The sequence below is a fragment of the Halorussus sp. AFM4 genome (genome assembly GCF_051194995.1).
Taxonomy (GTDB): Archaea; Halobacteriota; Halobacteria; order Halobacteriales; family Haladaptataceae; genus Halorussus.
On record NZ_JBNTJT010000004.1, the window covers coordinates 357,276 to 369,831 of the forward strand.

The window sequence follows — 12,556 nt, forward strand, 5'->3', positions numbered from 1 at the left end:
CGCGCTAGATTTCCTTCGCCTCTTCGAGCGTGAACTCCCCCTCGTAGAGCGCGGTCCCGACGACGACCGCCGCGGCCCCCGCGTCCCGGAGCGCGCGCACGTCGTCGAGCGTCGCGACCCCGCCCGAGGCCACGACCGGAATCTCGACCGCCTCGACCACCTCGCGGACGCGATCTGTCTGGACGCCCGCGAGCTGCCCCTCCACGTCGACGTCGGTGAACAGAATCGCGCCGGCGCCCAGTTCCTCGTAGCGCGCCGCGGCCTCGGCGGGGTCGAGCCCGGTCCCCTCGGTCCACCCCGAGACGACGACCTCGCCGCCCTTCGCGTCGAGGCTGACCGTCACCGACCCGGGATACTCCTCGGAGATCTCGGCCACGACGTCGGGGTCCTCGACCGCCGCCGTCCCGAGGATGACCCGGTCGACCCCGCGGTCGAGCAGGTCGGTCGCGTCCGCCGTGGTCCGGATGCCCCCGCCGAGCTGGACGTCGACGTCCACCGCGTCGAGGATCGCCTCGACCGCGTCGGCGTTGGCGCGCTCGCCCTCGAACGCGCCGTCGAGGTCGACCAGGTGGAGCGTCTCGGCGCCGCGCTCGACCCACTGCTCGGCGGCGTCCACCGGGTCGCCGTAGGTCCTCTCGGTGCCGCGCTCGCCGGCGACCAGCTGGACGACCTCGCCGTCCTGCATGTCGACCGCGGGGACGACCTCGAACTCGGGGAAGGGTGTCATGGGTGTCCGTAGTGCGAGCGGCGGCTAAAGGCTCACCCTTCCGGCAGCGGTTCGCGGCGTCGGGCGGGCTCCCGGCCGGCGGCGTCGGCCGCGGCGGTTCCCGCGCTCTCGGCGCGTCGCCGCAACGACCGCGTCTTCCGGTCGTTTCAAGCCCCCGGCAGTCCAACCCCCGGCCATGACGCTGGTCGCGTTCGACTTCGACGGGACGCTCTCGGACTCGGAGATGACGGTCCTGCTGGGCGAGCGGCAGGGCGTGGCCGACGAGATGGCCGACATCACCGAGCGGGCGATGAACGACGAGATTAGCTACGCGAGGAGCCTGCGGGACCGGGCCGCGCTGCTGGAGGGGCTGCCCGAGGCGAAGGCCGAGGAGGCGTTCGACGAGGTGTACCTCCGGCCCGACGCCGGGACCGTCATTCGGGAGCTCAACGAGGCCGGCGTGACCACCGCGGTCCTGACCGGCGGGTTCGAGCGCGGCGTCGAGGTGGCCCTCGAGCGGGAGGGCGTCTCGGTCGACACCGTCGTCGCCAACCGGCTGCCGGTCGAAGACGGGGAACTCACCGGCGAGGTCGAGGGGCCGCTCATCGAGGGCACCAAGGACGACGCCCTCGAACGCCTCGCCGGCGAGCGCGAGATCGCGATGAGCGACACCGTCGCGGTCGGCGACGGCGCCAACGACCTCCCGATGCTGGAGGTCGCCGGCCTCGCGGTCGGCTTCGTGCCCAAGCCCGCGGTCGAGCCCGCCTGCGACGTGGTCGTCTCGTCGATGGAGGGCCTCCGGGAGCTGCTCGACGAGGAGGGGCTGCTCGACTGACGATCTGCCAGATACCCGCGTCTCAGGCCCTGTGCTATTGTTTCTCGCCACGCTTATCTCCTCGAGCGGCCTATAGACGTGCGGTGAATCGAATGGCTCGATACGACCCCTTCGAGGAGATGGACCGCATGTTCGAACAGCTCCGGACCCGAATGTGGGCCCCGCCGTCCCGGACGTGGACCCCCGAGCGGTCGCTCGGCGACTTCGGGTCCCGCGAGTTCGGAACGCTCACCCGCGGCGGCGAGGGCGTCCGCATGGACCTGAAGCAGCACGGCGATGAGTACGTGTTCGTCGCCGACCTGCCGGGCTTCGAGCGCGAGGAGATCGACCTCACGTACGACGACGACACGCTGACCCTCACCGCCGAGAGCGAGACCAGCGAGACGACCGCCGGCGACGAGGGCGAGATCGCGCTCCGCGGCGAGGTCACGCGCTCGCGCCGGGTGTCCGAACGGGTCGACATCCCCGAGGACGTCCGCGAGGACGAGATCACGGCCTCGTACCGCAACGGCGTCCTCGAGGTCCACCTCCCGCTGGTCGAACCGGTCGAGGCGGAGGACGACGAGGACGACGGGACCAAGATCGACATCGACGAGTAACCGCATTTTTCGGCGCGCCGCGCGACGCCAGTGCCGATCGCAGACTGACCGCGGACCGGCTGGTACGGCTCACGGATCGCCCGCTCGACACCCAAAACGTATCGTGCCAGGCTTCCTCACCCCACGCATGCCGGGTGCACGAATCGCCGGCGGCGACCGAGTCACGCTCCGGACGGTCGAGCGCGAGGACGTGGAGTTCCTGCAGCGCGCGAGCGCCGACCCCGAGCTCCGGTACCCCCTCGGCAACCCCGTCCGGAACCGCGAGGAGTTCGACGTCCCCGACGAGGACGCGGGCGCGGACCGATTTCTCGTCTGCCTCGAAGCAGATGACACCGACCCCGGACCGCCCGACGCGGACGAGGTGACGCCCGTCGGCCAGGTGAGCGTGGCGGACGCCGACTACAAGCGCCCCGAGCTCGGCTACTGGCTGGTGCCCGAGGTCCACGGCGAGGGGTACGGGACGGAGGCGGTCTCGCTGGTCCTCGACTACGTCTTCCGGGAGTACGACGTCCCCGCGGTGGGCGCGGCGGCCTTCGACTTCAACGACGCCTCCCGCGGCCTGCTCGAATCGCTCGGGTTCGCCGAGGAGGGCCGGATGCGCGCCTACATGTTCGTCGACGGCGAGCACCGCGACATGGTCCAGTACGGACTGCTCCGCGAGGAGTGGCGGAGCCGCGACCCAGACCGGGCGTAGGAGTGCTGCCGTGGGACGGCGGCGCCCGAGGCGAGTACGCTTTTCCCGTCGGCCTCCCACGGTTCTCCCATGACGGACATCGCCGTGGTGGGCGCGGGCGTCGCCGGCCTCGGGGCCGCCTACGCGCTCCGGGAGGCCGACGCCGCGGTCACCGTCTTCGAGCGCCGCGAGACGGTCGGCGGCCGGGCCGCGACCCGCCGCCGGGACGGCTGCGTCTACGACGTCGGTGCGAACTACTGCAAGGACGACGACCCGCGGGTCGCCGACCTGATTTCCGGCGAACTCGCCGACGGCCTGGTCGAGGCCGAGGGGCCGGTCTGGACCTTCGACGCCGACGGCGAGATCGCCGAGGGTCGGGGCGACGACGCCCGCAAGTGGACCTACCGCGACGGGCTGGCGACCCTGGGCGAGCGCCTCCGCGAGGCCAGCGACGCGACCGTCCGGACCGGAACCGAGGTCACGGGCCTCGCCCGCGAGGACGGCGGGTGGCGCCTCGCGGTCGAGGCCGCGGGCGACGCGACCCCGCCCCAGGCCGGCGAGTTTGCGGGCGAGACGAACCCCGCCGCGGCCGACGCGTTCGAGGCGGACGCGGTCGTGCTGACGCCGCCCGCGCCGGCGACCGCCTACCTGCTCGACCGGGCCGACTGGGACGGCGCCGACGAATCGCTCCGCGAGGACCTCGTGGAGGCGGCGGCCGACGTGCCCTACCGCACGATTCTCACCGTCGCGCTCCACTACCCCGACCGGACCGACCTCCCCTACTACGCGCTGGTCAACGCCGACAAGGACCACGACCTCGGCTGGGTCGCCCGCGAGGAGTGCAAGCCCGGCCACGTCCCCGACGGCGAGAGCCTGCTGGTCGTCCAGCCCTCGCCCGAGTGGTCCCGCCACCGCTACGACGACGCCGACGACGAGATCGCGGTCGCGGCGGCCGACCGCACCGCCGAGCTGCTGGGCGACCCGGACCGCTACGAGTTCGACTGGGCCGACGTGGTGCGGTGGCGCGACGCGCTCCCCGACGCGGGGGCCGACCGCGACGTCCTCGACCGCGGGGCCGCCTCGGACCTGTTCTTCGCCGGCGACTGGGTGGCCGGCGAGGGCCGGGTCCACGCCGCGCTCCGGAGCGGGCTGGCGGCCGGCGAGCGCGTCGCCGAGACGCTCTAAGACCGCCGGAGCAGGAGAACCGACGCCCCGGAGACCGCCGTCACCGCGACGACGTGGCCGACTACGGCCGCGACCAGCACCGGCCGGTCCCGCACGAACGGCACCAGCAGGAGCTGCACCAGCGCGAACCCGACGGTCAGCAGGTCGACCCGGCGCAGCCCGGCCCGGGTCCGGGCGTCGAACCGGTCGCGGTACCGGAGCGTCCGCCACAGCCCCGTCAGGCTGGCCCACCACCCCGTGCCGATGCGGTAGCAGAGGTCCCACAGCACCAGCAGCGCGAGGGAGACCGCCGGCGCGGGCGGGGTCTCGCCGAGCAGGCGCGCGAACAGCGGCACCCGGCCGGTCCGGGCGTCGACCGAGAACAGCACGGTCAGGAGCGCGACGAACGCCAGCACGCCCAGCACCACCTCGATGCTGGTCGAGAACAGCAGCCGGCGGTACGCGGCCGGCGTCTCGACCCGGCGTATCTCGTCGCCCAGCGCCAGCATGAGGTAGCTCCCCGCGGCCGCGACCCCCACCGCGGCGGTGCCGGCCGGCACCGCGGCCCAGAGGTCGTAGACCGCGGCCAGAACCAGCACCAGCCCCTCGAACAGCGCGAACTGGACGCCGACCGCGACCGGCGGCGACAGCGCGAGGCCGGGGATCGCGCCGACGATGCTCTCGTAGACCCAGGTCTCGCCGTACCGGGTCGCGGGGTCCGCCCCGGCTCGGGGGTCGCCGCCGTGGTCGGCGTCGTGACCGTCGTCTGCGGGCTCGCGGCTCATCGCTCGGCCGCCAGTGCGCGCTCGACGGCCTCGTCGAACGGCGTCAGGTCGACCGCCACCAGTTCACGGATGGCGTCGTCGTCCGCGACGACCGGGTTCTTCAGCCCCGCGATGAGCGGGTGGGCGATGGACCTCGGCACGTCGGTCACCAGGTCGACCCAGTATGCCGACAGGGTCGGCGTCAGCACCGGCACCGGGACGATGCGGGGCTCCCGGCCCATCACGCGGCCGGTCCGGCGGAGCATCTCGCCGTAGGTCAGCACCTCGGGGCCGCCGATCTCGTAGGTCCCGCCCGCGGTCCCGGGGACGTCGAGGACCCCGACGAGGTAGGCCACCACGTCGGCGACCGCGATGGGCTGGCACTCGTTGCGGACCCACCGCGGCGCGACCATCACCGGGAGCTTCGCGACGAGCTCGCGTATCATCCGGAAGCTCGCGCTCCCGTCGCCGACGATGACGGCCGCCCGGAGCGTCGTCAGCTCGAAGTCCTCGCTCTCGGCCAGGACGGTCTCGACCTCGCGCCGGGACGCCAGGTGCGCCGAGAGCACGTCGCCGGTCTCGCCCAGCCCGCCGAGGTAGACCACCCGCCGGAGCGACGACCCCCGGGCGGCATCGACGAAGTTGCGCGCCGCCAGCCGGTCGCGCTCGGCGAAGTCGCCGCCGGTCCGCATCGAGTGGACGAGGTAGTAGGCCGCCTCGATTCCCTCGAAGACCCCCTCCAGGCGCTCGCGGTCCAGCAGATCGCCCTCGACGACCTCGACTCCCTCGGGGGCGTCGTACCGACTCGCGTCCCGGACGAGCGCGACCACCTCGTGGCCCGCGTCGAGCAGCGCGGGCACGAGGTGGCCGCCGACGAACCCGGTCGCGCCGGTGACCAGCACGCGCATGTGGTACCGCTTCGGCCGGCGCGACCATAACTGTCGGCGGTCGGAGACCTCGAGCGAGGGACAGGCGGCGTCGAACTCCGCCCTCACCCGGAGACGGTCGTCCCGCCGGTCGTCGCGTTCTCACCGCCCGCGCTCCCGCCGCTCGCGTTGCCGCTCTCCCCGAGGCCGGGCCGCAGGTCGGCGAGGTCGGCGACGGTCGGCGCGTTCACGACGGTGACGTTCCGGCCGTCCCGGACCACCCGGAAGGCGTCGGCGAAGGGGCCCGAGTCGACGACCCAGGTGTCCGGACCGACCCGCTCGGCGCCGTGGCCGCGCAGCACCTTCCGGTACGCCCGGTAGAACTGCCGGGCGTCCCTCGGCGTGTCCCAGGCCGTCTGCCAGACGTAGCCGTGGACGGTCCCGTTCGTCGCGTTCTTCCGGTACGGGACCAGCACGTCGTTGCCCCACCCTGCCGACGGCGGGCTCGAGTAGTTGTAGAGGTCGAACGGGGCGTCGTTGGGCACGAGGTGGTTGTCCACGTCAACGACGGGGTTGCCGTACTCGTACCCCTGGTACCAGAACATCGAGAAGACGGCCACCTCGCCCACGGTCGTCCGACCGTCGCGCTGGAGCGCTCCGCGCAGGTCCGCCGGGTCGAACTGGCGCCAGCCGTTCCGGGCGGTGTTCTCGAACTCGATGGGGACCGGCGGTTGGTTCCGCCGGTCGAGGTGGACGAACTGCTCGGTGGTGTTCGGGGGGTGCTCGTACGCCTCGTCGACCGCCGCCCAGCCGCCCCGCTCGTGCAGCAGTTCGATCAGCTGGGGACCGTCGGAGTACGGCGAGAGGACGATCGCCCGGCGCGCGAAGTTGCGGTCCTCGGGGACCTCGCCCCCGCGCGGGTCCTTCGACGGCACCTGGACGCAGTCCCAGACGACGCCGCAGTACTTCTCGTACAGCTGGGCGACGTACTCCGCGTCCCCCTCGATCAGCCCGAGGCTCCCGCGCAGGCCGTCCTCCGACCGGGGTCGGTCCCGCCGCCGGTCGAGGTCGAAGTGCTGGCCCTGGAGGACGTGGACGAGCTCGTGGACCAGCGTCGTGCTGTCGACGACCGGCGGGTCCTCACTGGAGACCAGCGTCAGCCGGTCGGTCTCCCAGCTGAACGAGCCCAGGATCCGCGTGCTCTCGTTCTCCAGCATCTCCGTGGCGTTCCTGTCCTCGCCGACGACGAACAGCGCCTCCCAGTACTGGTTCTCCCACGCGGACTGCTCGGGGCCGGCGCCCGGCTCGGCGGCCGCCCGTCGCTCGTACCGCTCGCGGGTGACGACGTCGACCGTTATCGACCCGTTGAACTCGAGCTGCCGGAGGTGTTCGGTCCGGGCGATCGACTGGTAGACGTACCGCCGGAGCTCGGCGTCGGTGAGCCCGTCGGACTGGTTCACCGCGATCTCCTCGTCGTGGCGGACGCCGCCCTCCGCGCCGATTCCGTCGTCGGTCGACTCGATCGCCAGCAGCCCGTCGCGGTTGTTCGCCACCCGGACCGACGTGGAGTTGGTGACCCAGACCGCGCCGTAACTCGTGTTCAGGACGGTGTTGTCGACGACCGCGCCGCCGGTCGAGTTGATGACCCTGATGCCGGTGACCTGGTCGCTCGCGTTGGAGTCGGTGACGGCGGTCCCGGTCGCCCGCTCCAGGACGACGCCGACGACGTTGCGCGAGGCGTCGGTGGCGACCACGCTGGCGTCGGTGCCGTTCCGGAGCACCACTCCGGCGAGGCCGTTGTCCGCCGCCGAGACCCCGAACACGGTCGTCCCGGTGGCGTTGACGGCCTGGACGCCCGCCAGCCCGTTCTCGACCGCGGCGGTGCGTCGCACGTCGGTCCCGTCCGCGAACAGCAGGGCGACGCCGATCCGGTTGCCCGAGGCGGTCCCGCCCGTGACCGCGGCGCCGGACGTTCCGGCGAGGAGGACGCCAGCGATGTCGTTGTCCCGGGCGGTGACGTCCGCGACGGCGCCGCCGGTCCCGCCCGAGAGGTAGACGCCCGCGAACCCGTTTCCGGTGGCGTCGACGTTCGCGACGCGCGCCCGGTCGCTCTGGAACGCACCGACTCCGAGGACGGCGTTCCCGTCGGCCGTACCGTCGGTGACCCGCACGCCCGGCGAGGCGAACGCCGTGACGCCGAAGCCGTTGTCCGCCGCGCGAACGCCGGCGAGTCGTCCGTTCCGGACGCCGGCGGTGACGACGCCCCACCGCCAGTCGGTGACGGTCAGGTCGGTCACGGTCACGTTCGACTGCCGGCGGTTCGCGACCACCGCTACCCCGACCGTGTCGCCGGCCCCGAACGGGTTGACCCGCCCGCGGAGGAACCGTTCGGTCAGCCTGTCGGCGTCGCTCGTCGTCACCCCGTCGACGGCGTGGCCGTTCCCGTCGAGGACGACGTCGCTCGCCCGGATCCGGATGCAGGTGCCGGCCGAACTGTTCTCGATGTCGCTCGTCAGAACGTACCGCCCCGGTCGAGAGATGGTCGTGCACGAACTGATTTCGGTCGGAGGTTCGGCCGCGGTCGGCGACGGGGCCCCGTCGCCGACTGACCCCGCGTCCCCTGCCGCGCCCGTCACCGGCCACGCGAGCAGGAGCGCGGCGACGAGCACCGCGATCGATCTGGTCGACATTCTCCCGCATAGCGACGCCGTCTCGGTGCATGAACCTCCGGGACGGATTCGGGCGCGACCGCTCGGATTCAATTCGCGTCGGCACCGGTGGAAACCCGGGCGCGGCCGACCGGGGGAGCTGCGCCCCCGGGGCGGCCCTCCGCCGGTGGACAGACTCCCGCGACCGGGCCGAAGCCGGGGACCGGTCCGAAGCGCCCGGTCGGCCCGCCGCGCTCCGGGCTCAGGACTCCCTCGGCCGTGCGACCGGCGGTCCCCGCGCCGCGCCGCCGTCGGCGCCACCCGTCGTCGTCCCGTTCGCGACCGTCGTCGCCGTCGTGGCAGGCGCCGTCGTGGTCGCGTTCGGGCCGCCGACCGTCCCGTTCACCGCCGGTACCGTCGGCCGGGCGCCGAGCGTCACCTCCACGGTCCTGTTCTCCCCGTCGCGGAGGACCGTCATCGACACCGTCTCGTTCGGTCGCGCCTCCAGCAGCAGGTACGAGAGCAGGTCCTCGCTGTCCTCGATGTCGGTCCCGTCGACGGCGAGGACGACGTCGCCGTCGTAGGGAAGGCCCGTCGCCCGATGTGTTGCGGGAGCCGGCTGTAACACGCCGTCGGCCGGGCCCCCTTCGGTCACGCTCTCCACCATGGCGCCCTCGGTGACGGGGAGGTCGTTCACCTTCGCGAGCGTCGCCGACACGCTGGTGGTGTTCGCTCCGAGGAAGGCGTGCTCGTAGCTCCCGTTCGCGATCAGCGTCGGCACGATCGCCCGGACCATCCTGTTGGAGACGGCGAAGCTCACGTCCCGGAACACGTCCCCTCCGTAAATCACGCCGAGAACCTTCCCCCGGCAGTTGAGGAGCGGACCGCCGCTGGACCCGCCGCCGACCCCCGCGTCGGTCTGAATCGTCCCGGGGATCGTCAGGCTACCGTTCGGGTACCCCCAGACCCGGACGGCGCGGTCGACGCCGCTGACGATGCCACGCGTTATCGTGTTCTGCAACGGTACGCCGCTGATGTTCAACGCGGGTTCGCCTGTACTCGGATTCCCGACGGCGGCGACCGACTGGCCGCGCCGCGGCGTCGCGTTGGCGACTTCCAGCGCGCGGGCCGAGTCGGGGACGTTCTCCACCCGGAGGACCGCGAGGTCGGTCCACAGGTCCGAACCGGTCGGTTCGGCCTCGCGCCACCGGCCGTCGCCGAACTGGACCTCGAACCCCGACTCGGGGACGGCGTTGGCGACGTGCCAGTTCGTCACGACGTACGCGGTCGAGTCCTCGATGCGGTACACCCAACCCGAGCCCCAGGTGAGGTCGCCCGACTCGTTGGTGACGTTGATCCGGACCACCCCGTTCGACGCCCGGTCGTACAACTGCGTGTAGTTACAGTCGACGGTCGACTGGCGGGCGACCGGCGTGGGGCCCCCGCTGACCGCTGGCCGGTTCGTCCCGGCGATCGCGTCCGACGGGTTCGCGGCCGTCCCGTTCGACGGAGCCGTCTCCGCGGTCACGCCACCGAGCGCCCCCGCGCTCGTCAGAACGAGGACGAGGAGCCAAACGAGTGTCCTTCGTATCATCTCGCGGACTCACGACGGACGGGCTGAATAAACTCCGTGACGGTATTCCGAGAGCTCTCACCGAAACTTAATCCCCGAACAGGCTGGCGTGGACCGGCGCGAACTCCCGCTCGTCGGCGTCGCTGACCGCCCGGCCCTCGACGCCCGCCGCGAGGAAGTCCCGGACCGGCGGGCCGACCTCCTCGGGTTCGACCAGGAAGGCGTCGTGGCCGTGGTCGCTCTCGACGACGTGGTTGGCGACGTCGACGCCCGCGGCCTCGAACGCGGCCGCGAGGCGCTCGGCCTGCTCGACCGTGAAGTGCCAGTCGCCGGTGAAGCTGATCACGAGCGCCTCGCCCGAGAAGCCAGCCAGGGCGTCGGCGTCCGAGTCGTACCCCTCGCCGAGGTCGTAGTCGTCCATCGCCCGCGTGAGGTAGAGGTAGCTGTTGGCGTCGAACCGCTCGACGAACTTCTCGGCCTGGTAGTCGAGGTACGACTCGACCTCCCGGTACGGGAAGAAGTCCGCGGCGGGGTCGTCGGGCGCGAAGGCGTCGGCCATCGCGGCCCGGCCCGCCGACCGCCGGCCGAACTTCCGGTCCATCGACTCCTTCGAGAGGTAGCCGACGTGGCCGAGCTGGCGGGCGACCGCCAGGCCGTTCTCGGGAGGTTCCTGCTCTTCCCCGTAGTAGTCGCCGCCGTTCCAGTTCGGGTCGGTCGTGATGGCCCGGCGGGCGATGGCGTCGATTGCCAGCATCTGGGGGTCGAGTCTGGCCGCGGTCGCGACCGGGATCACCCGGTCGACGCGCTCGGGGTAGCGCTTGGCCCACTCGAGGACGTTCATCCCGCCGACGCTCCCGCCGATGACGGCGTGGAGCGGGCCGACGCCCAGGTGGTCGAGCAGCCGGGCCTGCGCCCGGGTCCAGTCGCCGACCGTCACGGCCGGGAAGTCGGTGCCGTAGGGCTCGCCGGTCTCTGGGTCGACGCTGGCCGGGCCGGAGGTGCCGTAGCACGACCCAGGCACGTTCGCGCAGATCACGTAGTACTCGCGGGTGTCGACCGCCTTGCCCGGGCTGACCACGTCGCTCCACCACGCCGCGGCCTGGCCGTCGGTCCCCTCGTCGCCGCGCTTCGGGCCGGTGACGTGGGCGCTGCCGGTCAGGGCGTGGCAGACCAGCACCGCGTTGTCGCCGTCGTACTCGCCGTATGTCTCGTAGGCGACCTCCAGGGGGACCGACCGGCCGCACTCGAACTCGAACTCCCCGAGGTCGGCGGTGTCGCGCGTTCGGTTCATGTGTCCTCCGTCGGTGTCGCGGAGTCGGTCGTCGAACTCCCGCTGCTGTCGCCCGTCGCCGCCTCGATGGCCCGCTCGACGTCCGCGAGCAGGTCCGCGGGGTCCTCGATGCCGACCGAGAGCCGCACCAGGTCGGGCGAGACGCCCGCGTCGCGCTGCTCGTCGGGCGAGAGCTGGGCGTGGGTGGTGCTGGCGGGGTGGATGACCAGCGTCTTGGCGTCGCCGACGTTCGCGAGGAAGCTGGCGAGGTCGACGGTCTCGCAGAACCGCTTGCCGGCCTCGAACCCGTCCTCCAGGCCGAACGCGATCATGCCGCCGTACCCGCCGTCGAGGTACTCGCTGGCGTTGTCGTGGGTCCGGTGGTCCTCCAGGCCGGGGTACGCGACCCACGCCACCTCGTCGTGGTCGTCGAGGTACTCGGCCAGGATCGCCGCGTTCTCGCAGTGGCGCTGCATCCGGAGCGGGAACGACTCGAGCCCCTGGAGGGTCTGCCAGGCGTCGAACGGCGACTGCTGGTTGCCGAGGCTCCGGAGCGCCCGGAACCTGACGGCGGCCGCCAGCGGGGCGTCCGCGAAGTCCTCCGAGAAGTCGGTGTCGTGGTACGCGGGGTTGTCGCCGGCGAGTTCGGGGTAGTCCTCGGCGTGGGCCTGCCAGTCGAAGCTCCCGCCGTCGACCAGCACGCCCCCGACGGTGGTCCCGCTGCCGTGGAGCCACTTGGTGGTCGACTCCCAGACGACGTCCGCGCCGTGGTCGAGGGGGGTGCAGAGCGCGGGCGTCGCGAACGTGTTGTCGACCGCGAGGGGCGCGCCGGCCTCGTGGGCGATGGCGGCCACGCGCTCGAAGTCCGGAGTGACCAGCGAGGGGTTGCCGACCGTCTCGACGTGGACGAACGCGGTGTCGTCGTCCACGGCCTCCTCGTAGGCCTCGTAGTCGAGCGTGTCGACGAACCGGGGCTCGACCCCGCGCTTGCTCGCGGTGTGGCTGAGGTGGGCGGTGGTGCCGCCGTAGGTGTCGGTCGAGCAGACCACGTTGTCGCCCTGCTCGGCGAGGACGAGGACCAGCGAGTCGAACGCCGCCATCCCGCTGCCGGTGGCGACCGCCCCGGCGCCGCCCTCTAGCGAGGCCAGCCGCTCCTCCAGCGCCCGGACCGTGGGGTTCGAGATGCGCGAGTAGATGTCGCCCTCGGCGTCGAGCGCGTAGAGCTCGGCGGCGCGGTCGGCGTCGTCGAACTCGTAGGAGGTGGTCTGGTAGATGGGCGGCGCTCGCGCCCCCGTCGCGGGGTCGGCCCCGTGGCCCGCGTGGAGGCTCCGCGTGTCGAAGCGCGGCTGGTCGTCCTCGGAGGTCATGTACTACACTCATATTTCCGGACGAGGTTATAACCCTCAGTTACGGCAAGCATTGCACGGACGGACACAGCGCTTTAGTCGCCGTTCGGCG

The 12,556-nt window shown here is 72.4% G+C and carries 11 protein-coding genes; 4 read left to right on the forward strand and 7 right to left on the reverse strand.

What is annotated here, in order from left to right; genetic code table 11:
* Positions 1-4: 4 nt before the first annotated feature.
* Positions 5-727 carry a 1-(5-phosphoribosyl)-5-[(5-phosphoribosylamino)methylideneamino]imidazole-4-carboxamide isomerase gene (hisA, locus tag ACQUQF_RS19220; protein WP_435180751.1) on the reverse strand — a complete coding sequence of 241 codons (723 nt, stop codon included), beginning with the start codon at positions 725-727 and terminating at the stop codon, positions 5-7.
* Between the two features lie 175 nt (positions 728-902).
* Here hisA and serB point away from each other — a divergent pair, with 175 nt between their 5' ends.
* From serB to ACQUQF_RS19240, 4 genes are all read left to right on the forward strand, one after another.
* The gene (gene serB, locus ACQUQF_RS19225; protein ID WP_435180752.1) at positions 903-1,541 is read left to right on the forward strand and encodes a phosphoserine phosphatase SerB; all 639 of its coding nucleotides are present in this window, start codon (positions 903-905) and stop codon (positions 1,539-1,541) included.
* Between the two features lie 92 nt (positions 1,542-1,633).
* Positions 1,634-2,140, forward strand: coding sequence for an Hsp20/alpha crystallin family protein (locus ACQUQF_RS19230; protein WP_435180753.1), 507 nt, complete (start codon positions 1,634-1,636; stop codon positions 2,138-2,140).
* A gap of 127 nt (positions 2,141-2,267) precedes the next feature.
* Positions 2,268-2,834: a GNAT family N-acetyltransferase gene (locus tag ACQUQF_RS19235; protein WP_435180754.1), complete on the forward strand. Its 567-nt coding sequence runs from the start codon at positions 2,268-2,270 to the stop codon at positions 2,832-2,834.
* A 69-nt stretch (positions 2,835-2,903) separates the two neighbouring features.
* Entirely contained in the window at positions 2,904-3,998 is a 1,095-nt protein-coding gene (locus tag ACQUQF_RS19240) for an NAD(P)/FAD-dependent oxidoreductase (RefSeq protein ID WP_435180755.1), read from the forward strand.
* Here ACQUQF_RS19240 and ACQUQF_RS19245 read toward each other — a convergent pair.
* The 6 genes from ACQUQF_RS19245 to ACQUQF_RS19270 form a co-directional block, all read right to left on the reverse strand.
* Entirely contained in the window at positions 3,995-4,762 is a 768-nt protein-coding gene (locus tag ACQUQF_RS19245; protein WP_435180756.1) for a DUF7530 family protein, read from the reverse strand. The genes ACQUQF_RS19240 and ACQUQF_RS19245 overlap by 4 nt on opposite strands.
* On the reverse strand, positions 4,759-5,649 hold the full coding sequence (locus ACQUQF_RS19250; protein WP_435180757.1) for an NAD(P)H-binding protein: 891 nt from the start codon (positions 5,647-5,649) through the stop codon (positions 4,759-4,761). Before ACQUQF_RS19250 ends, ACQUQF_RS19245 begins: the two co-directional genes overlap by 4 nt.
* A gap of 83 nt (positions 5,650-5,732) precedes the next feature.
* Complete coding sequence (locus tag ACQUQF_RS19255; RefSeq protein ID WP_435180758.1) at positions 5,733-8,297, reverse strand: Hvo_1808 family surface protein; 2,565 nt, start codon at positions 8,295-8,297, stop codon at positions 5,733-5,735.
* 220 nt (positions 8,298-8,517) lie between these two features.
* Entirely contained in the window at positions 8,518-9,849 is a 1,332-nt protein-coding gene (locus ACQUQF_RS19260; RefSeq protein WP_435180759.1) for a S1C family serine protease, read from the reverse strand.
* Between the two features lie 67 nt (positions 9,850-9,916).
* A complete protein-coding gene (metX, locus tag ACQUQF_RS19265) occupies positions 9,917-11,119 on the reverse strand; it encodes a homoserine O-acetyltransferase MetX (protein WP_435180760.1) in 1,203 nt (400 codons plus the stop codon).
* Positions 11,116-12,465 carry an O-acetylhomoserine aminocarboxypropyltransferase/cysteine synthase family protein gene (locus ACQUQF_RS19270; RefSeq protein ID WP_435180761.1) on the reverse strand — a complete coding sequence of 450 codons (1,350 nt, stop codon included), beginning with the start codon at positions 12,463-12,465 and terminating at the stop codon, positions 11,116-11,118. The genes metX and ACQUQF_RS19270 overlap by 4 nt, the downstream gene beginning before the upstream one ends.
* Positions 12,466-12,556 lie beyond the last annotated feature (91 nt).